This is a genomic window from Serratia sp. FS14 (assembly GCF_000695995.1).
Lineage (GTDB): Bacteria > Pseudomonadota > Gammaproteobacteria > Enterobacterales > Enterobacteriaceae > Serratia > Serratia nematodiphila.
The window spans coordinates 2,720,125-2,742,065 of record NZ_CP005927.1; the positions used below are offsets into that span (position 1 = coordinate 2,720,125).

19 protein-coding genes are annotated in these 21,941 nt (G+C 62.5%); 12 read left to right on the plus strand and 7 right to left on the minus strand.

The genetic code is table 11. The features are described 5' to 3' along the window. Positions 1-97 precede the first annotated feature (97 nt). Genes L085_RS12365 through L085_RS12380 form a run of 4 tightly spaced genes read left to right on the plus strand, consistent with a single transcriptional unit; the run spans position 98 to position 3,894 of the window. Complete coding sequence (locus L085_RS12365) at positions 98-1,012, plus strand: branched-chain amino acid ABC transporter permease (RefSeq protein ID WP_044030856.1); 915 nt, start codon at positions 98-100, stop codon at positions 1,010-1,012. A 10-nt stretch (positions 1,013-1,022) separates the two neighbouring features. Beyond that, positions 1,023-2,309 (plus strand): high-affinity branched-chain amino acid ABC transporter permease LivM, encoded by a 1,287-nt coding sequence (gene livM / locus L085_RS12370; protein WP_015378468.1) that lies wholly within the window; start codon positions 1,023-1,025, stop codon positions 2,307-2,309. Then, the gene (locus L085_RS12375; RefSeq protein ID WP_004928596.1) at positions 2,306-3,181 is read left to right on the plus strand and encodes an ATP-binding cassette domain-containing protein; all 876 of its coding nucleotides are present in this window, start codon (positions 2,306-2,308) and stop codon (positions 3,179-3,181) included. Before livM ends, L085_RS12375 begins: the two co-directional genes overlap by 4 nt. After that, a complete protein-coding gene (locus tag L085_RS12380; RefSeq protein ID WP_004928599.1) occupies positions 3,178-3,894 on the plus strand; it encodes an ABC transporter ATP-binding protein in 717 nt (238 codons plus the stop codon). Before L085_RS12375 ends, L085_RS12380 begins: the two co-directional genes overlap by 4 nt. A gap of 30 nt (positions 3,895-3,924) precedes the next feature. Here L085_RS12380 and L085_RS12385 read toward each other — a convergent pair whose 3' ends face one another. Then, positions 3,925-4,347 (minus strand): helix-turn-helix domain-containing protein, encoded by a 423-nt coding sequence (locus tag L085_RS12385; RefSeq protein WP_004928603.1) that lies wholly within the window; start codon positions 4,345-4,347, stop codon positions 3,925-3,927. 86 nt (positions 4,348-4,433) lie between these two features. Here L085_RS12385 and L085_RS12390 point away from each other — a divergent pair, with 86 nt between their 5' ends. Then, entirely contained in the window at positions 4,434-5,366 is a 933-nt protein-coding gene (locus tag L085_RS12390; protein WP_044030857.1) for an aromatic alcohol reductase, read from the plus strand. A gap of 17 nt (positions 5,367-5,383) precedes the next feature. Here the strand turns inward: L085_RS12390 and L085_RS12395 are convergent, their stop codons facing one another. Continuing rightward, entirely contained in the window at positions 5,384-6,070 is a 687-nt protein-coding gene (locus tag L085_RS12395; protein WP_033645507.1) for an aspartyl/asparaginyl beta-hydroxylase domain-containing protein, read from the minus strand. A gap of 4 nt (positions 6,071-6,074) precedes the next feature. Between L085_RS12395 and L085_RS25320 the strand changes: the two genes are divergently transcribed. The 7 genes from L085_RS25320 to L085_RS12425 all read left to right on the plus strand — a co-directional run bounded on the left by L085_RS25320 (position 6,075) and on the right by L085_RS12425 (position 13,250). After that, positions 6,075-6,257 carry a hypothetical protein gene (locus L085_RS25320; protein WP_144240687.1) on the plus strand — a complete coding sequence of 61 codons (183 nt, stop codon included), beginning with the start codon at positions 6,075-6,077 and terminating at the stop codon, positions 6,255-6,257. 73 nt (positions 6,258-6,330) lie between these two features. After that, a complete protein-coding gene (locus L085_RS12400; RefSeq protein ID WP_033632605.1) occupies positions 6,331-7,521 on the plus strand; it encodes a sugar transporter in 1,191 nt (396 codons plus the stop codon). A 171-nt stretch (positions 7,522-7,692) separates the two neighbouring features. Further along, a complete protein-coding gene (locus L085_RS12405; protein WP_004928618.1) occupies positions 7,693-9,090 on the plus strand; it encodes an MFS transporter in 1,398 nt (465 codons plus the stop codon). A 142-nt stretch (positions 9,091-9,232) separates the two neighbouring features. Beyond that, positions 9,233-10,063, plus strand: coding sequence for an alpha/beta hydrolase (locus L085_RS12410; protein ID WP_044030858.1), 831 nt, complete (start codon positions 9,233-9,235; stop codon positions 10,061-10,063). Between the two features lie 9 nt (positions 10,064-10,072). Continuing rightward, positions 10,073-10,498: a DoxX family protein gene (locus tag L085_RS12415; protein WP_004928622.1), complete on the plus strand. Its 426-nt coding sequence runs from the start codon at positions 10,073-10,075 to the stop codon at positions 10,496-10,498. Continuing rightward, positions 10,491-12,101 (plus strand): MFS transporter, encoded by a 1,611-nt coding sequence (locus L085_RS12420; RefSeq protein WP_044030859.1) that lies wholly within the window; start codon positions 10,491-10,493, stop codon positions 12,099-12,101. The genes L085_RS12415 and L085_RS12420 overlap by 8 nt, the downstream gene beginning before the upstream one ends. 96 nt (positions 12,102-12,197) lie before the next feature. Continuing rightward, positions 12,198-13,250, plus strand: coding sequence for a nitronate monooxygenase (locus L085_RS12425; RefSeq protein ID WP_044030860.1), 1,053 nt, complete (start codon positions 12,198-12,200; stop codon positions 13,248-13,250). Between the two features lie 104 nt (positions 13,251-13,354). Here L085_RS12425 and L085_RS12430 read toward each other — a convergent pair whose 3' ends face one another. The 5 genes from L085_RS12430 to L085_RS12450 all read right to left on the minus strand — a co-directional run bounded on the left by L085_RS12430 (position 13,355) and on the right by L085_RS12450 (position 21,873). Next, positions 13,355-14,737, minus strand: coding sequence for a serralysin family metalloprotease (locus tag L085_RS12430; RefSeq protein ID WP_044030861.1), 1,383 nt, complete (start codon positions 14,735-14,737; stop codon positions 13,355-13,357). A gap of 501 nt (positions 14,738-15,238) precedes the next feature. Then, positions 15,239-16,528, minus strand: a complete 1,290-nt coding sequence (locus L085_RS12435) for an alginate export family protein (protein WP_044030862.1) — start codon at positions 16,526-16,528, stop codon at positions 15,239-15,241. Between the two features lie 41 nt (positions 16,529-16,569). Beyond that, on the minus strand, positions 16,570-17,469 hold the full coding sequence (locus L085_RS12440; protein WP_044030863.1) for a glyoxalase: 900 nt from the start codon (positions 17,467-17,469) through the stop codon (positions 16,570-16,572). Between the two features lie 524 nt (positions 17,470-17,993). Continuing rightward, on the minus strand, positions 17,994-20,189 hold the full coding sequence (gene katG, locus L085_RS12445) for a catalase/peroxidase HPI (RefSeq protein WP_044030864.1): 2,196 nt from the start codon (positions 20,187-20,189) through the stop codon (positions 17,994-17,996). Positions 20,190-20,448: 259 nt separating this feature from the next. Continuing rightward, positions 20,449-21,873: a coniferyl aldehyde dehydrogenase gene (locus L085_RS12450; RefSeq protein ID WP_226988534.1), complete on the minus strand. Its 1,425-nt coding sequence runs from the start codon at positions 21,871-21,873 to the stop codon at positions 20,449-20,451. Positions 21,874-21,941: the final 68 nt, after the last annotated feature.

Consider the following 21,941-nt stretch of genomic DNA (forward strand, 5'->3'; position numbering starts at 1 on the left):
ATGACCGACGGGCCGCCGCCTTGGCGCGCCCGTTCCGCGACTACCTTTGGGCCGCGTCGGACTGCGTTGGCGGCCTTACCAGGCGAGACTGCTCATTATGGATGTATTCTTTCTGCAACAGCTGATCAACGGCCTGACCCTCGGCGCGGTGTATGGCCTGATCGCCATCGGCTACACCATGGTTTACGGCATCATCGGCATGATCAACTTCGCCCACGGCGAGGTGTACATGATCTCTGCCTACCTGTGCGCCATCGGCCTGGCGCTGCTGTCGTTCTTTGGGCTGCAATCGTTCCCGCTGCTGATCCTCGGCACGCTGGTGTTCACCATCGTCATCACCGGGGTGTACGGCTGGGTGATCGAGCGTATCGCCTACAGGCCGCTGCGCAACTCCACCCGCCTGGCGCCGCTGATCTCCGCCATCGGCATGTCGTTAATCCTGCAAAACTATGCGCAGATAAGCCAAGGGCCGCGCCAGCAGGGCATCCCGACGCTGCTGAGCGGCGTGTTCCGCCTGGAATTCGACGGTGGCGTGGTGCAGATCACCTACACCAAGGTGTTCATTCTGGTGGCGTCGCTGCTCGGCATGGCGATCCTCACCTACATCATTCAGCGCACCCGGCTGGGGCGCATCTGCCGCGCCACCCAGCAGGATCGCAAAATGGCCTCGATTCTCGGCATCAATACCGATCGGGTGATCTCGTTGGTGTTCGTGATCGGCGCCGCCATGGCCGGGCTGGCCGGGGTGCTGATCACCATGAACTACGGCACCTTCGATTTTTACGTCGGCTTTATCATCGGCATCAAGGCCTTCACCGCCGCGGTGTTGGGCGGCATCGGCTCGCTGCCGGGCGCGATGCTGGGCGGGCTGCTGCTCGGCGTGGCGGAGGCGCAGTTCGCCGGCATGGTGAATTCGGATTACAAGGACGTGTTCTCCTTCGGGTTGCTGGTGGCGATCCTGATCTTCCGTCCGCAGGGCCTGCTCGGCCGGCCCCTGATCGCCAAGGTTTAAGGAGAACGCCATGTCGCAATCCGTAATCAACGGCGGGCTGAACGTCAAACGCAGCCTGCTGGACGCTGTCTTGGCCGGGCTGATCGCCCTGATCGTGTTCGGGCCGATCGTCGGCATCGTGCTGAATGGCTACAGCTTTAACTTCGAGCCGCATCGGCTGGTGTGGATCATCGTCGCGGTGATGGCCGGGCGGCTGCTGCTGAGCCTGTTCCTGCAAACCGCGCCGGGGCGCAGGGTGTTGGCGCGCTTCGACGGCGGCAACGACGGCGTTTACGTGCGGCCGCTGGGCTATAAATCCAACCTGCGCTGGATCCTGCCGCTGATGGCGGCGATCGCGCTGCTGTTCCCGTTTGTCGCCACCAAATACCTGCTGACGGTGGCGATCCTCGGCCTGATCTACGTGCTGCTCGGCCTGGGGCTGAACATTGTGGTCGGGCTGGCGGGGCTGCTCGATCTGGGGTACGTGGCGTTTTACGCCATTGGCGCCTACGGGCTGGCGCTGGGCTACCAATATCTCGGGCTGGGGTTTTGGGCGATGCTGCCGCTGGGGGCGCTGATGGCGGCGCTGGCCGGCGCACTGCTGGGTTTTCCGGTGCTGCGCATGCACGGCGACTACCTGGCGATCGTTACGCTGGGGTTCGGCGAGATCATTCGGCTGGTGCTGAACAACTGGATGTCGCTCACCGGCGGGCCAAACGGCGTCTCGGTGCCGGCGCCGACGGTGTTCGGCCTGGAGTTCGGCCGGCGCGCCAAAGACGGCGGGGTGCCGATCCACGAGTTTTTCGGCATCGATTACAACCCGAATCTCAAGTTCATTTTCATCTACGCGGTGCTGTTTCTGGTGGTGCTGCTGGTGCTGTATATCAAGCACCGGCTGACGCGCATGCCGATCGGCCGCGCCTGGGAGGCACTGCGCGAAGATGAGATCGCCTGCCGTTCTCTCGGGCTGAATCACGTGCTGGTGAAGCTGTCGGCGTTTATGCTCGGCGCTTCCACCGCCGGGCTGGCGGGGGTGTTTTTCGCCACCTACCAGGGCTTCGTCAACCCGACTTCGTTCACCTTCTTCGAGTCGGCGTTGATCCTGGCGATCGTGGTGCTGGGCGGCATGGGCTCTACCCTCGGCGTGGTGCTGGCGGCCTTCGTGCTGACGGTGGCGCCGGAGCTGCTGCGCAGCTTCGCCGAATACCGGGTGCTGCTGTTCGGCGTGCTGATGGTGGCGATGATGATCTGGCGGCCGCGCGGGCTGGTGCGCATCAGCCGATCCAGCTTCGCCGAACGCAAGGGGGTGGCGCCATGAGCGACGCCATTTTGCGGGTGGAACACCTGATGATGCACTTTGGCGGCATCAAAGCGCTGAACGACGTCAATCTGGAGGTGGAACGCGGCTCCATCACCGCGCTGATTGGCCCCAACGGCGCCGGCAAGACCACGGTATTCAACTGCCTGACCGGCTTTTACCGCGCCAGCGGCGGCGCGATCCTGCTCAATACCCACAAGCGGCCGACCGACGTGATCCAGGTGCTGGGGCAGAAGTTCCGCGCCGGCGACTGGATACGCCCAAAGCGGCTCGGTTCGCGCCTCTACTACAAGATGTTCGGCGGCACTCACCTGGTGAACCGCGCCGGGCTGGCGCGCACCTTCCAAAATATCCGTCTGTTCCGCGAAATGTCGGTGGTGGAGAACCTGCTGGTGGCGCAGCACATGCAGAGCAACCGTAACCTGATCGCCGGGGTGCTGAATACGCCGGGCTACCGCCGGGCGGAGAGCGCCGCGCTCGATCATGCCTTCTACTGGCTGGAAGTGGTGGATCTGGTGAGCTGCGCCAACCGGCTGGCGGGGGAGATGTCTTACGGCCAGCAGCGGCGGCTGGAGATCGCGCGCGCCATGTGCACCGCGCCGGAGATGATCTGCCTCGACGAGCCGGCCGCCGGGCTGAACCCGGTGGAGACGGCCACGCTGAGCCGCATCATTCGCTTCCTGCGGCAGCATCACGGCATCACGGTGCTGTTGATCGAGCATGACATGGGCATGGTAATGGAGATCTCCGATCGGGTGATCGTGCTCGATCACGGCGATGTGATCGCCCGCGGCACGCCGCAGGAGATCCAGCACAACGAGGCGGTGATCGCCGCCTACCTGGGCGCGGACGAAGAGGAGCTGGCGGGATGAGCGAAGCGATGTTGGAATTTCGCGAAGTGGATGTGTTTTACGGGCCGATCCAGGCGCTGCGCCAGGTGTCGCTGCAGGTGAACGCCGGGGAGACGGTGGCGCTGATCGGCGCCAACGGCGCGGGCAAGTCCACGCTGTTGATGTCGATCTTCGGCCAGCCGCGCATCGCCGGCGGGCAGATCCTGTTTGGCGGCGAGGACATCAGCCGTCGCTCCACGCACTTTGTTGCCAGCAGCGGCATCGCGCAGGCGCCGGAGGGGCGGCGCATCTTTCCGGACATGAGCGTGGAGGAGAACCTGCTGATGGGCACCATCACCGTCGGCAATCGCTACCTGGAGGAGGATTTGCCGCGCATGTTCGAGCTGTTTCCGCGCCTCAAGGAGCGGCGCAACCAGCGGGCGATGACCATGTCCGGCGGCGAGCAGCAGATGCTGGCGATCGCCCGCGCGCTGATGAGCCGGCCGAAGCTGTTGCTGTTGGACGAGCCGAGCCTGGGGCTGGCGCCGATCGTGGTGCGGCAGATCTTCGGCGTACTGCGCGAGCTGACCCGCAGCGGCATGACGCTGTTTCTGGTGGAGCAGAACGCCAACCACGCGCTGAAACTGTCCGATCGCGGCTATGTGATGGTCAATGGCCAGATCCGCCTCACCGGCAGCGGCCAGGAGCTGTTGAACGATCCGGAGGTGAGAAAGGCCTATCTGGGCGGCGGCTGAGCGCCGCCCCACGGGCAGGGATGCCCGCGTTCATTTTTCAGCGGCGTTGCGCTCTTGGCCATCGTAGTGCGAACGGGCCGCTCTGAAGGCGTCGGCGGAGGCGATAATCCACGACCAGAGCGGCAGCATGTTGAGCAGCATCTCTTCCCCCGCGTCGGTGATGGTGTAAACCACGCGGGGCAGTTTCTCCTGATAATCGCAGCGCGATATCAGCCCGTCCCGCTCGAGATGGCGCAGCGTCCGCGTCAGCATTCTCTGCGTCACGCCCGCCAGTTGGCGGCTTATCTCGCCGTGGCGCAGCGGCCCGTGAGTGCCCAGGATATGCAATACCCCCAGCGACCAACGGTTGCCCGCATGCGCGAGGATCTCACGCTTCAACCCTTCATCGTCGTTGCTCAGTTCTTCACAGAACGCCTGCGAAAATTGCAGCAGCGCTTCCCGATCGCTCGTCATATTCCTCTCCGGTATCACGCGTGTACCTAATTGAACCCGTTTTTGCCTGCTGTCAGGATGACGCAGTGTCAAGACAGGAGGCAAGAATGAAATCCACAAATCCATCTATCAATACCGTGCTCATACTCGGCGCCGGTGAACTGGGGCTGCCGGTACTGCGTGCGATGAGCCGGCAGGCTCGGTTATCTCCATCTTTAAAAATCAGCGTGCTGCTCCGGCCGGAGGCTGCACGCGCCGTCAGCGGCCCGCTCCGGGCGCGGCGGGATGCGCTGGCGCGGCTCGGCATCGCCGTGGTGGAAGGCGATCTGCAGCAAAACGGCGTGGAGGCGCTGAGCGCGCTATTCCGTTCCTTCGACGCGGTGATCAACTGCAGCGGCTTTGTCGGCGGGGCGGGCACGCAGATAAAGATCACCCAGGCCGTCTTGCAGGCGGGCGTGGCGCGCTACTTCCCGTGGCAGTTCGGCGTGGACTACGATGTCGTGGGTAAAGGCAGCGGGCAACAGGTGTGGGATGAACAGCTTGAGGTGCGCCACCTGCTGCGTGCGCAGCGTGTGACGGAGTGGGTGATTGTTTCCACGGGCATTTTCACCAGCTACCTGTTTGACCCCGGCTTTGGCGTGGTGGACGCGGCAAGCAAAACGGTGCGCGCGCTGGGCGACTGGCGCTACGCGGTGACGCTGACCACCCCCGAGGACATTGGCCGGCTGACGGCCGCGATTTTTTTCCATCGGCCCGCGTTTCGCAACCAGGTGGTTTATATCGCCGGCGACACGCTGACCTACCGCGAGCTTGCCGATCTTATGCAGGCGTACTGGGGCGTGGAGGTCAACAGAGTCCTGTTGGACAAAGAGCGGCTGCGGGAAGATGTGCGGAACCATCCGCATGATGTCGGCGCCAAATACCGGCTGGCTTTCGCCCGGCCCGACGGCGTGGCCTGGGATAAGGCGAAAACCTTCAATGCGCGCCAGGGCATAGCCACCACTACCGCCGAGCAGTGGCTGGCTTCTCAGGGCGGTTAATCGCCTGAGCGCCGCAGTCAGAACTGGCGCTGCATCCAGCGCACGTTCAGCCGCACCAGCGCGATGATGGCGCCGGAGAGCAGCCGCAGCCCGGCGGGCATGTCGCGGCGGCGGATGTCCAGCAGCAGCACGGTGCGCACCTGCGGGCTGTCGTTCCACACCTCGTGTTCGAAGGTATCGTCCCACAGCATGAACTCCCCCTCGTGCAGCCGGTATTCGCGGCCGTCCACTTTCAGCACCGCCGCCGGCGCGCCGTCGGCGCGTTTGGGCATGTCCAGCACCAGATAGCCGCGCAGAATGCCGCGAAACGGCCCGCGATGGGGCGGCACCTGTTTGCCGGGCGCCAGGAAGGAGAGCGAGGCGGACAGCACGTCCGGCGACGAAGCGATCAGCGCCGCCAGCGTCGGGCAGCGCGCCAGGTTGTGGGGGATGGGCTGGCCGTAGGCCTTCATGATGAACATGCGCCAGTCGCGCGCGTCGTTGGCGGAGATCGACGCCTGCTGGCTCATGATCTCGTGAAAACGGGGAATATTGTGCAGATCGTGGGCGACGGTCAGCGCCTCTTCGCGGATCTGCCGCCATTGGGCGGTGAAACGTTCGGCGTCGGGGAACAGCGCGGCGCTGTCGAGCACCGGTTGGCCCTGAATGCGGCGATCGTAAACATTGCGCAATGCGAGCACGGACCAATCATAAATCGCGGACATCATAATGACCTCGCCTCAGGAAACGCCAAAAGGACACTGCGCGCTTCTTCGGCGCGGCGCGTGGACGGCCTGGGAAGAACGGCAGGAAAAATTGGTACGCTTCAATAGATTAGCACAGCATTTTGGCAACCGTGCGTCGGTGAGCGTGTCGATGGGCGGTGAAAAAAACCACACAATTAAAGTGTGACGTATATCGCATTTAGCGGGCCGGTTGGTTAAAATATCGCGACTTGCCCGCACCTGTCCGGATTTTGTTTACCATGGAACACGCTCCCGTTTCGCGCTCAACCGCCTGGTTGCGCGTGGTTATCCTCGCCGTCTCGGCCTTTATCTTCAACACCACCGAGTTTATTCCGGTCGGTCTGCTGAGCGATATCGCCGCCAGCTTCTCGATGCAAACCGAACAGGTCGGCTTGATCATTACCATTTACGCCTGGATCGTCGCCGCTGCCTCGTTGGCGTGCATGCTGCTGACCAGCAAGATTGAGCGCCGCAAGTTGCTGATCGGCGTGTTCATGCTGTTTATCGCCAGCCACGTGCTGACCGCCGTGGCCTGGAACTTCACCACGCTGGTCATTTCGCGCGCCGGCGTGGCGCTGGCGCACTCGGTGTTCTGGTCGATCACCGCCTCGCTGGCGATCCGCGTGGCGCCGCCGGGCAAGAAAGCCCAGGCGCTGAGCCTGCTGGCGGGTGGCACCGCGCTGGCGATGGTGCTCGGGCTGCCGCTCGGGCGGGTGGTCGGGCAACTGCTCGGCTGGCGCATGACCTTTATCGGCATCGCGGTGTGCGCCACCCTGGCGCTGGTGCTGCTGTGGCGCCTGCTGCCGGTGCTGAAAAGCGAGCATTCCGGTTCGCTGGCCAGCGTGCCGCTGTTGTTCAAGCGCCCGGCGCTGGTGGCGCTTTACATGCTGACCATCATTGTGGTGACGGCGCACTTCACCGCCTACAGCTACATCGAGCCGTTTATCCAGACCGTGGCCGGGCTGTCGGAGAACTTCACCACGCTGATGCTGCTGCTGTTCGGCGCCGCCGGCATCGTCGGCAGCCTGCTGTTCAGCCGCTACAGCGAGCGGTTTCCTTCCGGCTTCTTCATCGGTGCCATCACGCTGCTGGCCTTGAGCCTGCTGCTGCTGTTGCCGGCGGCCGGCAGTGAAAGCCACCTGACGGTGCTGTGCATCTTCTGGGGGATGGCGATCATGGCGATCGGCCTGTCGATGCAGGCCAAAGTGCTGAGCCTGGCGCCGGACGCTACCGACGTGGCGATGGCGATTTTCTCCGGCCTGTACAACTTCGGCATCGGCAGCGGCGCGCTGCTGGGCAACCAGGTGAGCCTGCATCTGGGCATGGGCAACATCGGCTTCGTCGCCGCGCCGCTGGCGCTGATCGCCCTCGGCTGGTGCCTGTTGAGCGTCTACCGCAGCGAACGGCTGCAGCAGCACCACAGCCGTTAACCTGCCGATTCGGGATGCCGCTGCGGCATCCCGCGCTACATTTTCCTGCTATAAAACAGGCTGCTGTAGCGTTTTATGCTTAACTTTTTTTCATAGTCTGCTAATTAAAAATTTAACTCCGACGCCGCTTCGCTAGCATAGAAAGTCATCAAAAATGTTAATGCGAGGTTAATGGTGAGTGAATCTGTAGCGGCGTCGCCAATCCATGCGCGGGATTTGGCGGCCAGAATCGACGCCTTGCCCGCGTCGGCCGGCCTGTGGCGCTTTATCATTCTGCTGTCGCTGGGCGGCTTTTTCGAACTCTACGATCTGTTCCAGACCGGCTATATCAGCACTGGCCTTATCGCCGACGGCATTTTCCACACCGGCGCGCAGGGCGTTTTCGGCGTGTCGGATCAGGCGGCCTTTGCCTCCGCCACCTTTCTCGGCCTGTTCGTCGGCGCCAGCCTGCTGAGCCCGTACGCCGATCGCTTCGGCCGGCGCGCCACCTTTATGTTCGCCCTGATCTGGTATGGCGCCTTCTCGCTGCTGTTGGCGTTTCAACAGCAGGCGGAATGGGTGATCTTTCTGCGTTTTCTGGTGGGCGTCGGGCTCGGCATCGAGTTGGTGACCATCGATACCTACCTGACGGAGTGGGTGCCCGCGCACTTGCGCACCCGGGCTTTCGCCTTCGCGTTCTTCGTGCAGTTTCTGTCGGTGCCGGCGGTGGCGCTGATGTCCTGGTGGCTGGTGCCGCAGACGATTTGGGGGCTGAGCGGCTGGCGCTATGTGGTGATCGCCGGCGCGCTGGCTTCGCTGGTGATTTGGCTGGTGCGCAAGGGGCTGCCGGAGTCGCCGCGCTGGCTGGTGCAACAGCGGCGCTATGCGCAGGCCCGGCAGGTGATGCGGGACATGGAGCGGCGCTGCGGCGTGGCGGCCGCGGACTTCCCGTCGCGCCCGGTGGACGATGCCGAGGGAGCGCCGCTGCGCGGCCGCTTTCGCGACATCTGGGCGCCGCAATATCGCGATCGCACGCTGATGCTGGTAGTGATGAATTTCTTTCAGGCCATCGGCTTCTTCGGCTTCGGCAACTGGCTGCCGGCGCTGCTGTCGGGCAAGGGCGCTTCGGTCACCCACAGCCTGCTGTACGCTTTCTTTATCACGCTGGCCTACCCGCTGGGCTCGCTGCTGTGCAGCTTCTACGCCGACAAGATGGAGAACAAGTGGCAGATCGTGTTGTCCTGCCTGGTGACGGTGATCTTCGGCTCGCTGTTCGCACTGCAGAACAACCCGCTGTGGCTGATCCTGTGCGGTTTCTTCATCACCTGGTCCAACGCCTGGCTGACCTACAGCTACCACTCGTATCAATCCGAGATCTTCCCGACCCATATCCGCGCCCGCGCCGTCGGTTTCTGCTACTCCTTCAGCCGGCTGTCGACGGTGTTCAGCAGCATCATCATCGGCATTATCTTGCAGTACGGCGGTTCGCTGGGGGTGATCGCGTTTATCGTCGCCAGCATGCTGATCGTGATGCTGGTGATCGGGCTGTTCGGCCCAAAAACGCGCGGTATCGATCTGGAAAACATCTGACGTTTTGCGCCGGCGGCGACGCCGGCTTCTTCAGCAAAAAAACTCGCGATCATGCGAAAATTATTCCGTTATCACTGCCTTTACGCCTGCCGTACTGTTAACCCGTACAAAATCCAATTCGATACCGAGCGGGGAACACGTCATGAGCACCCTTACCGCGCCCGATGGCGCACGCATTTTTTATAAGGATTGGGGCCGCGGCCAGCCGATCCTGTTCTCCCACGGTTGGCCGCTGTCTGCCGACGCCTGGGACAACCAGATGCTGTTTTTCGGCCAGAGCGGATTCCGCGTGATCGCCCACGATCGCCGCGGCCACGGCCGTTCGGAGCAAACCTGGCACGGCAACGACATCAACCAATACGCTGACGATCTGGCCCTGCTGATCGAAACGCTGGATCTGCGCGATCTGATCCTGGTCGGCCATTCCACCGGCGGCGGCGAAGTGGCGCGCTACATCGGCCGTCACGGCAGCGATCGGGTGGCGAAGGTGGTGCTGGTCGGCGCCGTACCGCCGCTGATGCTGCAAACGCCGGTCAACCCTGAGGGTACGCCGATGGCGGCCTTCGACGGCATTCGCAGCGGCGTGGCGGGCAACCGCTCGCAGTTCTTCAAAGATTTGGCGGTGCCGTTCTATGGCCTCCACTGCGACGAGGTGGAGAGCAATGCGGGGCTGATCGACCACTTCTGGCTGATGGGCATGGAGGGCGGCGTGAAAGGGCAGTACGAGTGTGTGCGCGCGTTCTCCGAAGTGGATTACACCGCCGACCTGCTGGCGATCGACAAGCCGACGCTGCTGGTGCACGGCGACGCCGATCAGATCGTGCCGATCGGCGCCTCGGCGCTGAAAGCCGCTAAGCTTATGCAACAGGCGGAGCTGAATGTTTACGCTGGCGGTTCGCACGGTTTGGCGCAGATCGATCCCGATCGCTTCAACGCCGATCTGCTGGCCTTCATCCAAAATTCGCCGTTTTAAGGGGGCGCGATGAACCTGACTGCTATCGCCGCCCGCTGCGCACAGCGGCTGCATGCGCCTGTGGTGCGCTGGCTGCTGCTGCTCGCCATTTGCGCCGCCTATATTCAGGGCGGGTTGGTCAAAGCGCTGAACGTCGAAGGCGCGGTCGCCGAGATGAGCCACTTCGGCCTGCAGCCGGCGGCGCTGTTCGCCGTGCTGGTGACGCTGCTGGAACTGGCTGCGTCGGCGCTGATCCTGAGCGGCTTTTATCGCTGGCTCGGCGCGTTGGCGCTGGCCGGTTTTACCCTGATGGCGACGCTGATGGCCAATCCGTTCTGGCAGTTCGACGGGGCGGAGCGCGGCCAGATGATGAACGGATTTTTTGAACACCTTGGGCTGGCCGGCGCGCTGTTGCTGGTGGCATTTAACGATTTGAAGGAGCGAACAGATGGCTGAGCAGACGGAAAACAAGGCGGCGGCGGGCGGCTTCGCGCCGCTGAAAATCCCATTATTTGCGGTGCTGTGGGGCGCGACGGTGCTCGGCAACGTCGGCAGCTTTATGCGCGACGTCGCCAGCTCGTGGTTGATCACTGACCTGTCGAGCAACCCTTCGGCGGTGGCGCTGATGCAAACCGCCGCTACGCTGCCGGTGTTCCTGCTGGCGATCCCGGCCGGGGTGCTGTCGGACATTCTCGACCGGCGGCGCTTTCTGATCTTCGTGCAAATCTTGCTGGCCTGCGTGAGCGGCAGCCTGCTGGTGCTGTCGCAGACCGGCTCGCTGACGGTGGAGTATTTGCTGGCGCTGACGTTCGTCGGCGGCATCGGCGCGGCGCTGATGGGGCCGACCTGGCAGGCGATCGTGCCGGAGCTGGTGCCGCGCGCCGAGCTGAAAAACGCCGTGGCGCTGAACTCGCTGGGCATCAACATCGCTCGCTCCATCGGCCCGGCGGCCGGGGGGCTGCTGCTGGCCAGCTTCGGCGCCGGCGCGGCCTACGGCGCGGACGTGATGAGCTATGTGCTGGTGATTGCGGCGCTGCTGTGGTGGAAGCGACCCAAGGTCGAAGACAGCGGCCAGTCTGAGCATTTCTTCGGCGCCTTCCGCGCCGGCCTGCGCTATGCCCGCTCCAGCCGCGAGTTGCACGTGGTGCTGCTGCGGGCGGCGGTATTTTTCGCCTTCTCCAGCTCGGTCTGGGCGCTGTTGCCGCTGGTGGCGCGCCGCATGCTGGGTGGCAGCGCCGGCTTTTACGGCGTTTTGCTGGGGGCGGTGGGCGCCGGGGCGATCCTCGGGGCTATTGTGCTGCCGCGCCTGCGTCAGCGGCTGAATGCCGACGGGCTGGTGTTGCTGGCGGCGGTGTTGACGGCGGCGGTGATGGCGGCCCTGTCGCTGGCGCCGCCGCAGTGGCTGGCGGTGGTGCTGCTGTTGGTGCTGGGCGCAGGCTGGATTATCGCGTTGACCACGCTCAACGGTGCGGCGCAGGGCGTGCTGCCCAACTGGGTGCGCGGCCGCGGCCTGGCCATCTACCTGATGGTGTTCAACGGTGCGATGGCGGCGGGCAGCCTGCTGTGGGGGCTGGTGGCGCAGGAGCTGGGCGTGGCCGCCACGCTGCTGGTCGGCGGCGTCGGCCTGTTGGCGGCGGGGCTGCTGTTCCACCGCCTGCGTCTGCCGACCGGTGAGGCCGATCTGCAGCCGTCGAACCATTGGCCGGAACCGTTGGTCAACACGCCGGTCGAAAACGATCGCGGCCCGGTCATGATTCAGGTGGAGTACCGCATCCGCGAACAGGATCGCCCGCAGTTCTTGCGCACGCTGCTGATGCTGGAGCGGGCGCGCCGCCGCGATGGCGCTTACGCCTGGGGTATCACCGAGCATACCGGCGATCCGGAATGCATCATGGAGTGGTTCCTGGTGGAGTCCTGGGCGGAGCATCTGCGGCAGCACCAGCGGGTGTCGCACGCCGACGCCGATCTGCAGCAGGAGGCGCTGCGCTTCCATATTGGCCCGGAGAAACCGGTGGTGCATCACTTCCTGTCGTTGGACAGGCGGCAGGTGAAGCATTAACTGCACGGCCAGGCGGTGAGAAGGTGCTATGCTTTTGGTCGGTTCGGCGGCGCGGCCGCCGTAAGACGAATGTAGTCAGTACAGGGAGACACATTGATGACGGCACCTTCTGCTTTTGCCCGCGAGCTTGGGCTGCGCTATCCGATCGTTCAGGGGCCGATGAACGGCGCGTCACCGCCGGCGTTGGCGGTGGCGGTGAGCAACGCCGGGGCGCTGGGATCGTGCGCGGCGGCGCTGTTTTCACCGGCGCTGATCCTCGAACGTGTGCAGCAGATCCGCGCGCAGACCGCCGCGCCGTTCAACATCAATCTGTTTCTGCTCAATGAGCAGCACCCGGATCTCGCCGAACTGAAGCGCGCCCAGCACCTGCTGCGGCCGTTCCGCGAAGCGCTGGGGCTGAGCGAGCCGCCGATCCCCACTCAATTCGCCGAAAACAACCGCGACCAGATCGCAGCCTTGCTGGAGGCTGCGCCGCCGGTGGTCAGCTTCACCTTCGGTGTGTTGCCGCGCGCCACGGTCACGCAGTTCAAGAAGGCCGGTTCACGGGTGATCGGCACCGCCACCACGGTGGCGGAAGCCCGCGCCTGGGAAGAGGCGGGCGCCGACTTCGTTTGCGTCTCAGGCTCGGAGGCGGGCGGCCACCGCCCGACCTTCCTTGGCGATATCGAACAATCCTGCGTCGGGCTGATGGCCCTGCTGCCGCAGGTGGTGGCGGCGGTGAAAATCCCGGTGATCGCTGCAGGCGGCATCATGAACGGGCGCGGCATCGCGGCGGCGCAATTGCTGGGCGCGCAGGCGGCGCAGCTCGGCACCGCGTTTCTGTGCAGCCCGGAGTCGGGCATCGCCGAAGCCTGGCGGGCGGCGCTGAGCAACGCCGGCGATGACAGCACGCGCCTGACGCGCGCCTTCAGCGGCCGCCCGGCGCGCGGCATCGTCAATGATTTCATGCGGCAGATGCGCGCGGAAGAGGCGCAGATCCTGCCTTATCCGGTGCAGAACGCGCTCACCGGCGATATCCGCCAGGCGGCGGCCAAGGCCGGGCGCGGGGAGTTTATGTCGCTGTGGGCCGGGCAGGGTGTCGGCCTGGCGCGGCCGATGCCGGCGGCGCAGCTGGTCGCCACCCTGGCGGCGGAGCTGGAAGCGGTGTGACCTCGTCTGCGCGATTTATTGCTGTGGCAATGTAAAAAGACGCCGGGTGAGGCCTGATAAGAGATGAACAGTCCGGCGTTCGCACCGGACTGTTGGTTTCTTGGCTAGACGAGAATATCGGCGGAAGCGTCGACATGCCCAACGATTTTAACCAGAAAATCAGGCAATTGATTGCCGGAGAGATTGATGGCCAGATCGGTGACATTCTGCTGCGCGTCATAATTCAGCGCCGCTTCATATAACGAGCCGCTTAAATTATCCACGAAGTGCAACTCGCCCCCCTCGGCCTTAGCCGTCTGGTTGAGCCACGACAGGTCGATTTTATCCTCCGCGGTCTGGAAATCGCGGATCCAATCCGGCGTGGTGGCTCGGCTGTCGCCGGCTTCGCGGAAGACGAAGGTGTCCGCGCCTGCATCGCCCCAAAGCTGATCGGCGCCGCCGGCACCGTAAATGATGTCGTTGCCTGCACCGCCTTTTAGCGTATTGTTCAGCGCGTTGCCCACAAGAATGTCGGCACCGCTGCCGCCGATGATATTTTCAATCTGCGCGCCGTAGGCGATGGCTATATTCGCCTTCAAGCCGCCTACATCAGAGAATGCGCCTTCGTTAATGTTGATGCGCTGATCCTGGCTGTAGCCTGAAAAATCCAGCGTGTCATTGCCGCCGGCATCCCAGATAGCCGCCACGATTTTGTCCGTGGACGCTTTAACGCTCAGAAAGTCTCTGTCCGTATTCGAGTTGAAACCATAGGTGGTATTGCCGGTGCGCGTGGTGGTATTCGCGCCGTAAAGCTTCTGTATGGCGGTAATATCATCCAGCTGCGGTCCTGATGGCCAAACGCCTTTATAGTCAGCGTTGGTGTATTGTTCGTTAAAATAGCTCATCAAAGAATATTGATGGTCGTCTTCATAATACTTCGCCGAGTTGGCGTAGGTGGGGTAGGTGGCATTTGACGCATCATAATTGCCGGGATGAGAAAGCCCCAACGCATGCCCTATTTCATGGGTAAGCGTATCCCTGGCGTAGTTATTGGTTTGCGGATTGGAGGCGTCGTAGCCGTTATTACCGCTGATCCAAATGGTGCTTTTGAGATCGCTCTGCGTACTTTCATACGAGGTGTAATTGCCCCCGCTGGCCGCCTTATAAAAACCAAACTTTATATCTGCATTTTTCGCGTCGTTGCCTTTAACCTCGGTGAACGTGATGTTGGCCACATCCGACCAGGATTGCAATGAAAGCTTGGTTTGGGCTTGCTGAGCGGCGGTAAGCTGCGCGGCGCCCGTCTTGTCGCTGCCGGTATAGACGGGGAAAGAGTAGGTCAAGGTAGCCGCATGGTCTGTCACGCCTTTGCCATTGGCGGAATAATGGCTTCTCAGCAGCAGATCTGAAACCTCTTGCGTGGTATATGACGGTTTATTGCTCTCCGCGTGATCGCCTCTTTCATAACTGGTTAAATAATCGGAAATCTTATCGGTAGCTAATGACATATCAAACTCCTTTGGACGTTGACAATATTGCACCTAACGCTCTATATGCTCGTACACAGGTTTGAAAATCATGGATAATTAATGTGATATCATTGGCTTGCCTCCTTGGTCTGGCTTGAATATTGCGTTCAAGCGGAATATATCCTTATCATTAATCACGGTGAGGAATTAATTGTGCACTGCGATTGAGTTAAAGCAGTATAAACACAATTATTTTATTAATTAGTTATTCTTATATGAATCTTTTGCATAAGATATGAGTAAAAGACTTGTTTAAATAACTCGTTGGAATTAAATCTTTATTTAATATTTCTCTGTAATCGGCGCGCGGCATTTGCGTTGCTGATTTATCTTTCTGTTTTTCCAGCTTTTTATCTGTGAAATGCGGTGAGTAGCCGCCATTGCCGTAACGCATAGAGGCGGCCGCACGCCGGCTGTCGTCATTAATCGGATACGGGATTATTGAGGGTGCCCGCGTACACCGATTAACTTGCCTGATGCTTAAAAACTGTAGGTACCCTGCGCCAGCACGAAGTTCATGTCTTTCAGCCCGGCATGTTGCTGCAGGCTGTGGCCGACGTCGAAGTAGACATAGGCTACCTTGAACTGGAGATCGCTTCTCGGCGTCCAGGTGGTTTCGACCTGGTACTGGTTGCCGATAAAGCGCGATCCCTGTTCGCTGCCTTTCACCGGGCGCATTGGCCCGAGATAGAAGGCGTCCTCACGGCGTTGCCGCCATAACGCGTCCCAGCTGAAATCGATAGCCAGGGTTTGCCACGGCGTAATGGTGACCGAAGGATGGATGGCGATCAGGTTAGCCGGCGCCACCAGCCCGTTTTCGGTCAGGTAGGGCAGCTTGGGGTACATGGCGTTGAAGGTGTTGAGCTGCCCATCGTGACCGTTTTTGTCGCCGCTGGCGATGCCAATCTTGCCGCCAAAGCGCGGCTGCCAGCGCCAGTCGCTCACCGTATAGCCGGCGTGCGCCGACGCCGACCAGGCGCGGATATCGCGCTGTTCTGCGCTGCCGAACTGCCAGGAAGCTTCATTATCCCAGTCGAACCCCCGCGCTGCGCCGAAGATGCGTGCGCCGACGGTATAGCGCCGCTCTTGCCCGCTAAGCTGCGCGTAGTGGGCGTCGTTATCCTCAAAGCCAAAGGTGTAGAGATCGAGCGAGGACGCCAGCGGCGTCAGCGGCGTGGTGCCGTACAGTCCCCACACCTTTTGGCTGTTGTCGGTATCGTCGTCGAAACTGCCGGTTTTAAGGGTGACGGGATGGCCGATAAAGGCGTCGAGGCGGTTTTTATCCTTGACCCAGCTGGCGCGGATGGCATCGAAGGAACGGCGCACGTTGGGGCCGTCGCGGGTGCCCAGCAGGTGCAGCGAGCCCAGCGCAATCTCCTGGCGGCCGACCCGCAGGGTGCCGAGGCCGTAGGCAGTGGGCAGTTTCATATCTACATAGCCCTGCCCGAGGTAGGCATGATCTTCGTCGGTCGGCTTGCGCCCGCGATCGCGCGGCGTGGCCAGCGACGATCCCACTTGCACATAGGCGCCGAAATAGTCGCCGTAGTCGAGGCGCGCGCCAACCAGCAAGCGCTGCATGAAAGTGTCGTCGCGTCCGCCGCTCAGATCCCGTTGATCCGTCCATTCATAGCGCTCGCGCAGTGAACCGTCGAAAGATAAGGTGGCCGCATCGCCCAACAGGATGTTTTTCCAGGAGGAAGCGGCGGGCTCCGCCGCCAGTGCGGGGAGCGTGGAGAACAGCAACAGTGCGGGTAGCGTGCGTTTCATCATGAATATCCGAAGAAAAAAGCGCGCCGCAGCGCGCCTTGGGTTTATTTGGCTGTCTGGTGAATTTCGGCGATGTAGCCGCCGGGGAAACGCACCAGCGCCGAGGCGCGGCGTTCCGCCGCCGTCGAACGCCACAGCACCTGCGCGCCGCTGGCCGTCGCTTTGGCCAGCGTGGCCTGCAGATCCTCGACGCCATAGCCGGTGCGCTCATGGCCGAACGGATAAGGCAGATGCCCATCGGTGACGAAAATGCGCGTTTTGCCAAAACGCGAGTCCAGTTCGATCTGGCGGATCTTGCCGTTATCGTTGCGGCCGATCGCCGCATCGCTGACCTGCTCGTCGCGCACGACTTTGCCGTGCGAGAACGTCTGATAGCTTTTCAGGAAGTCATCGACGCGGTAAGCGGAGAGATACAGGCGGTTTTCCGGCACGCTCAGCAGCGGCTTATAGTTAGGCGCCTTGGTGTGCCAATAGAGTTGCATGTTGACGCCGCCGGGCCATTGGATCACCGCGTCGCGCCCAATCGGATCGTCGAAGGGGTCGACCAGCACATCGGCGCCGGCGGCCTTGGCTTGTTGAATGGCGGCATCCATATCCCTGACCAGAAAACCGTTGCGTTCGACGCCGAACGGGTACGGGATCGGCGTTTTAAAATCGAACACCGAGAAGCTGCCGGCCGGCGTCAATATCAGCTGGGAGTAGGTTTCGCTCGGCGTGGGCGTGACGTTGACCAGCACGCGTTCGGTGCGGGTGCCGCCGAAGGTTTTCAGGATGCTGTCGACAAAGGCATCCATCTTGCCGCGTTCGACGTAGACATGGGTGGTGTCATATTGCGGCCCCACGGCGAGAGATGCCGTATCGGCCGCCCATGATACGGCAGGGAGCAGCAGCGCAAGGGCCGATATCCTCAGCCGACGAGAAGAAATACCGATAATGTGTTGCATGATGACCTCCAGGTAGCGGTTATTTTCCTGAGTGAAACGTCATTTCCTATGAGCTTTCCCGCCGGCTGAAAAATAAAAGCTAAAAACGCAACGCGCGTGATGAAACGCTAAATAGGGGCGAAGTTCTGACGCCCCGGCGAATATAGCGCAGGGGCAGAACATTTATTCTTATTGGCGTAAACGGTGAGGCGCCGGGCCAGCAGGCCCGCTATCGCTAAGGGACGGCGCTGATAATGCGGTCCGCCTCGCCGCGTGTTGAAGTGAATTGAGGATAATCCATAACGGTGTTCTCCTTGATGGGATATATCGTATTAGCGCGCTGAATTTACGCTCTTCATTGCCCTCTAAATATAAATACAGCATTAAAAGAATTGCCGCCCATCAAATTTTTATATGACTTGTTGAGTAAATACGAATAAGCGGGAAAAGAAATATAACGACGTGCGCTACGGCTGGCGCTGAGCGGGGGCAGTGTTGCTCTCGGGAGGAAAAACGGCCTGCCGAAGCAGACCGTTGCGGGGAGTTTACGCCAGATCGAAACGATCGAGGTTCATCACTTTGTTCCAGGCGGCGACGAAGTCGTGGGCGAACTTCTCTTGCCCGTCGGCGCTGCCGTAGACTTCGGCCAGCGCGCGCAGCTGCGCGTGCGAACCGAACACCAGATCGACGCGGGTGCCGGTCCATTTGACCGCGCCGCTGCGGCGATCGCGGCCTTCGAACAGGCCGTCCTCACCCACCGGGTGCCAGGTGGTGCCCATGTCGAGCAGGTTGACGAAGAAGTCGTTGGTCAGCGCCTGCGGGCGATGGGTGAACACGCCGTGCTGCGTGCCGCCAACGTTGGTGCCGAGCACCCGCAGCCCGCCGACCAGCACCGTCATTTCCGGCGCGGTCAGGGTCAACAGCTGTGCCTTGTCGACCAGCAGCGTTTCGGCCGGCACGCGGTATTTGCCCTTCAGGAAGTTGCGGAATCCGTCGGCGAGCGGCTCCATCGCCTCGAAGGAGTCCACGTCGGTCTGTTCCTGCGAGGCGTCCATGCGGCCTGGGGCGAACGGCACCGTCAGGGTCAAGCCGGCGTTCTTCGCCGCCTGTTCCACGCCCGCCGCGCCGGCCAGCACGATCAGATCCGCCAGCGAGACGCGCTTGCCGCCGGTTTGCGCATCGTTGAAGGCGCGCTGGATGCCTTCCAGCGTGGCCAACGTCGCGGCGAGCTGCGCAGGTTGGTTGACGGCCCAGTCCTTCTGCGGCGCCAGGCGAATGCGCGCGCCGTTGGCGCCGCCGCGTTTATCGGAACCGCGGAAGCTCGATGCGGAAGCCCAGGCGGTGGAAACCAGCGCGGACACCGGCAGGCCGGAAGCCAGCACCTTGCTTTTCAGCGCGGCGATGTCCTGCTCGTCGATCAGCGGATGATCGACCGCCGGGATCGGATCCTGCCAAATCAGCTCTTCCTGCGGCACTTCCGGGCCGAGGTAGCGCGCGCGCGGCCCCATATCGCGGTGGGTCAGCTTGAACCAGGCGCGGGCGAAGGCGTCGGCCAGCTCTTCCGGGTGTTCATAGAAGCGGCGTGAAATCTTCTCGTAGGCCGGATCGAAGCGCAGCGACAGGTCGGTGGTCAGCATGGTCGGGCGGCGCTTCTTGTTGGGATCGAAGGCGTCGGGAATGGTTTCGCCGATGTCTTTCGCCACCCACTGGTGCGCGCCCGCCGGGCTTTGGCTCAGCTCCCATTCGTATTCGAACAGGTGGCGGAAGAAGTCGTGGTTCCACTGGGTCGGGGTGGTAGTCCAGGTCACTTCCAGGCCGCTGGTGATGGCGTCTTTGCCGACGCCGGTGCCGAAGGTGCTGTGCCAGCCGAGGCCCTGTGACTCCAGTCCGGCCGCTTCCGGATCGGCGCCGACGTGAGACGCCGGGCCGGCGCCGTGAGTCTTGCCGAAGGTGTGGCCGCCGGCGATCAGCGCCACGGTTTCTTCGTCGTTCATCGCCATGCGGGCGAAGGTTTCACGGATGTCGCGCGCGGCGGCCACCGGATCGGGGTTGCCGTCCGGGCCTTCCGGGTTGACGTAGATCAGGCCCATCTGCACCGCCGCCAGCGGGTTTTCCAGATCGCGGTCGCCCGAGTAGCGGCTGTTCGGCCCGCCGCTCAGTTCCAGCCAGATCTTCTCAGACCCCCAGTAGACGTCGTCCGGCTCCCAGGTGTCGGCGCGGCCACCGGCGTAGCCGAAGGTTTTGAAGCCCATCGATTCCAGCGCCACGTTGCCGGTCAGGATAATCAGGTCGGCCCAGGAGATGTTGCGGCCGTATTTCTGCTTGATTGGCCACAGCAAACGGCGCGCCTTGTCGAGACTGACGTTGTCCGGCCAGCTGTTGAGCGGGGCGAAGCGCTGCTGGCCTTCGCCCGCGCCGCCGCGGCCGTCGCCGATACGGTAGGTGCCGGCGCTGTGCCAGGCCATGCGGATGAACAGGCCGCCGTAGTGGCCGAAGTCCGCCGGCCACCATTCCTGCGAATCGGTCATCAGGGCGTGCAGATCCTGTTTGACCGCCGCCAGATCGAGGCTGTTGAAGGCATCGGCGTAGTTGAAGTCTTTATCCATCGGATCGGACAGGGGGGAGTGCTGATGCAGCGGTTTCAGGCTGAGCTGATTAGGCCACCAATCCTGATTGGTGGGGCCGTTCTGCGGTGCGGGCTGCTTGCCGCCCGAAAACGGGCATTTGCTTTCAGTTGTCATAATGCGCTCTCTGCTTCCGTAAAGATGCTCCAGCCGCCGGGCGTGGAGCGGTTAACAAGGCATGCGGGTAAGGCTTGCGTCGGGTGTTGCGCTAAATAACTGAACTCAATCGATTTACGTCACCCCCGTCGCCAACGGACAGAGGGTGACTCATGGCTAAGCTTAGTCAGCGGCGGCGGAGAGATAAAATAGGAATGAGTGAATATTGTGATAGCTTGCGGCGATTCATGGCTGTGCTATTGATTGTCAGCACACCGCTTTATCGGCGCCGCAACATGAACGTGAGCACCGCGTCCGCCAGTTTACCGAACGGCGCGCGCAGCAGGCCGGTAAAGTGCCAGCGGCTCTGGATGAAAACGCCCTTGGCGTGGCTCAGCGCCCGAAATCCTTCGACGCCGTGACAGGCCCCCATGCCGCTGGGGCCGATGCCGCCGAACGGCAGATCGTCCTGGGCGAAATGCAGCAGGGTGGCGTTGACGCTGACGTTGCCTGAGGTGGTGTGCGTCAGCAACCGGTCCCGATCCTCGCCCGGCGGGCCGAAGTAGTAGAGCGCGAGCGGGCGCGGCCCGGCGTTGATAACGTCGATCGTTTCATCAAAGGCGGCGTAGGTGCGCACCGGCAGCAGCGGCCCGAAGATCTCTTCTTGCATGATCCGGCTGTCGTCGGGGGCGCCGACGATCAGCGTGGGGGCCAGGGTTTTCGGCCGTTCAGACGCCGAGTCCGGGCGATGGCCGACCGGAATGATTTGCGCGCCCCGCGCCTGGGCGTCGGCCAGCAGGTCTTGCAAACGCTGATAGTGCCTGTCGCTGATGATGGCGCCGTAGTCGCTGCCCGTCGGCCCTGTGGGGTAAAACGCTTTGACCGCCGCGTCGTAGAGCGCCATGAAGCTTGCCAGATCGTCCTGATGGATCAGCAGGTAATCGGGCGCGATGCAGGTTTGGCCCGCGTTCGACAGCTTGCCGAACGCCACGCTCTGGACGTTTCTGGCGTTAACCGCGCCGCGCGCCATGACGGCGGGGCTTTTGCCGCCCAACTCGAGCGTTAACGGCACCAGATTTTTAGCGGCCGCCTGCATGACCTGACGGCCGATCGCCGTACTGCCGGTGAACACCAGATGGTCGAACGCCAGCTCGCTGAATCTGGCCCCGACCTCCGGCCCGCCGGTCACCACGGCGATCTCGTCGGCGGGAAACTGCGCCGCCAGCATCGTCTCGATGAGCTGGCTGGTATGCGGCGTGAGCTCCGAAGGTTTCAGCATCACGCGGTTGCCGGCGGCCAGGGCGGTGGCCAGCGGGATGAAGGTCAACGATAAAGGGTAGTTCCACGGCGCCATAACGCCGATCACGCCCTTGGGCTGATATTGCACATAGGCGCGCGCAGCCTGGTACGGCAGGGCGACGTGGCGGCGCTCCGGTTTCATGAAGCGTTTCAGGTTGCGCAGCAGGTAATCGATCGCCTGCACGGTGACCACAATCTCCAAAATGTCGGTCTCGTAAGGCGAGCGGTGGCCGAAGTCCGCGCTGACGGCCGCTGCCAGCGCGCCGCGCTGGGCCAGAATGGCGCTCCGCAAGCGGCGCAGGGCGGCCTTGCGCTGATCCATCGTCGGCGCGCCGTCGCGCAGGAAGGCGTGGCGCTGGGCGGCAAGCCGTTGCTCCATCGTCGTGGCGGTGTCATCTCCTTGCACTTGAATACTCCTGATGCCGATCGAAGGCGGGAATGCGGTTTGCCGAATTGGGTTTGACCTTAAAGTGA

Excerpts from the sequence above, each read along its gene's own strand:
- L085_RS12425 (WP_044030860.1), top strand. The coding sequence starts at position 12,198 with ATGACGGCACCTTCTGCTTTTGCCCGCGAGCTTGGGCTGCGCTATCCG.
- L085_RS12435 (WP_044030862.1), bottom strand. The coding sequence starts at position 16,528 with ATGATGAAACGCACGCTACCCGCACTGTTGCTGTTCTCCACGCTCCCC.
- L085_RS12375 (WP_004928596.1), top strand. The coding sequence starts at position 2,306 with ATGAGCGACGCCATTTTGCGGGTGGAACACCTGATGATGCACTTTGGC.
- L085_RS12400 (WP_033632605.1), top strand. The coding sequence starts at position 6,331 with ATGGAACACGCTCCCGTTTCGCGCTCAACCGCCTGGTTGCGCGTGGTT.
- L085_RS12395 (WP_033645507.1), bottom strand. The coding sequence starts at position 6,070 with ATGTCCGCGATTTATGATTGGTCCGTGCTCGCATTGCGCAATGTTTAC.
- L085_RS12405 (WP_004928618.1), top strand. The coding sequence starts at position 7,693 with ATGGTGAGTGAATCTGTAGCGGCGTCGCCAATCCATGCGCGGGATTTG.
- L085_RS12420 (WP_044030859.1), top strand. The coding sequence starts at position 10,491 with ATGGCTGAGCAGACGGAAAACAAGGCGGCGGCGGGCGGCTTCGCGCCG.
- L085_RS12440 (WP_044030863.1), bottom strand. The coding sequence starts at position 17,469 with ATGCAACACATTATCGGTATTTCTTCTCGTCGGCTGAGGATATCGGCC.
- L085_RS12385 (WP_004928603.1), bottom strand. The coding sequence starts at position 4,347 with ATGACGAGCGATCGGGAAGCGCTGCTGCAATTTTCGCAGGCGTTCTGT.
- L085_RS12430 (WP_044030861.1), bottom strand. The coding sequence starts at position 14,737 with ATGTCATTAGCTACCGATAAGATTTCCGATTATTTAACCAGTTATGAA.
- L085_RS12380 (WP_004928599.1), top strand. The coding sequence starts at position 3,178 with ATGAGCGAAGCGATGTTGGAATTTCGCGAAGTGGATGTGTTTTACGGG.
- L085_RS12390 (WP_044030857.1), top strand. The coding sequence starts at position 4,434 with ATGAAATCCACAAATCCATCTATCAATACCGTGCTCATACTCGGCGCC.
- L085_RS12365 (WP_044030856.1), top strand. The coding sequence starts at position 98 with ATGGATGTATTCTTTCTGCAACAGCTGATCAACGGCCTGACCCTCGGC.
- L085_RS25320 (WP_144240687.1), top strand. The coding sequence starts at position 6,075 with ATGACCTCGCCTCAGGAAACGCCAAAAGGACACTGCGCGCTTCTTCGG.
- katG (WP_044030864.1), bottom strand. The coding sequence starts at position 20,189 with ATGACAACTGAAAGCAAATGCCCGTTTTCGGGCGGCAAGCAGCCCGCA.
- L085_RS12415 (WP_004928622.1), top strand. The coding sequence starts at position 10,073 with ATGAACCTGACTGCTATCGCCGCCCGCTGCGCACAGCGGCTGCATGCG.
- L085_RS12410 (WP_044030858.1), top strand. The coding sequence starts at position 9,233 with ATGAGCACCCTTACCGCGCCCGATGGCGCACGCATTTTTTATAAGGAT.
- livM (WP_015378468.1), top strand. The coding sequence starts at position 1,023 with ATGTCGCAATCCGTAATCAACGGCGGGCTGAACGTCAAACGCAGCCTG.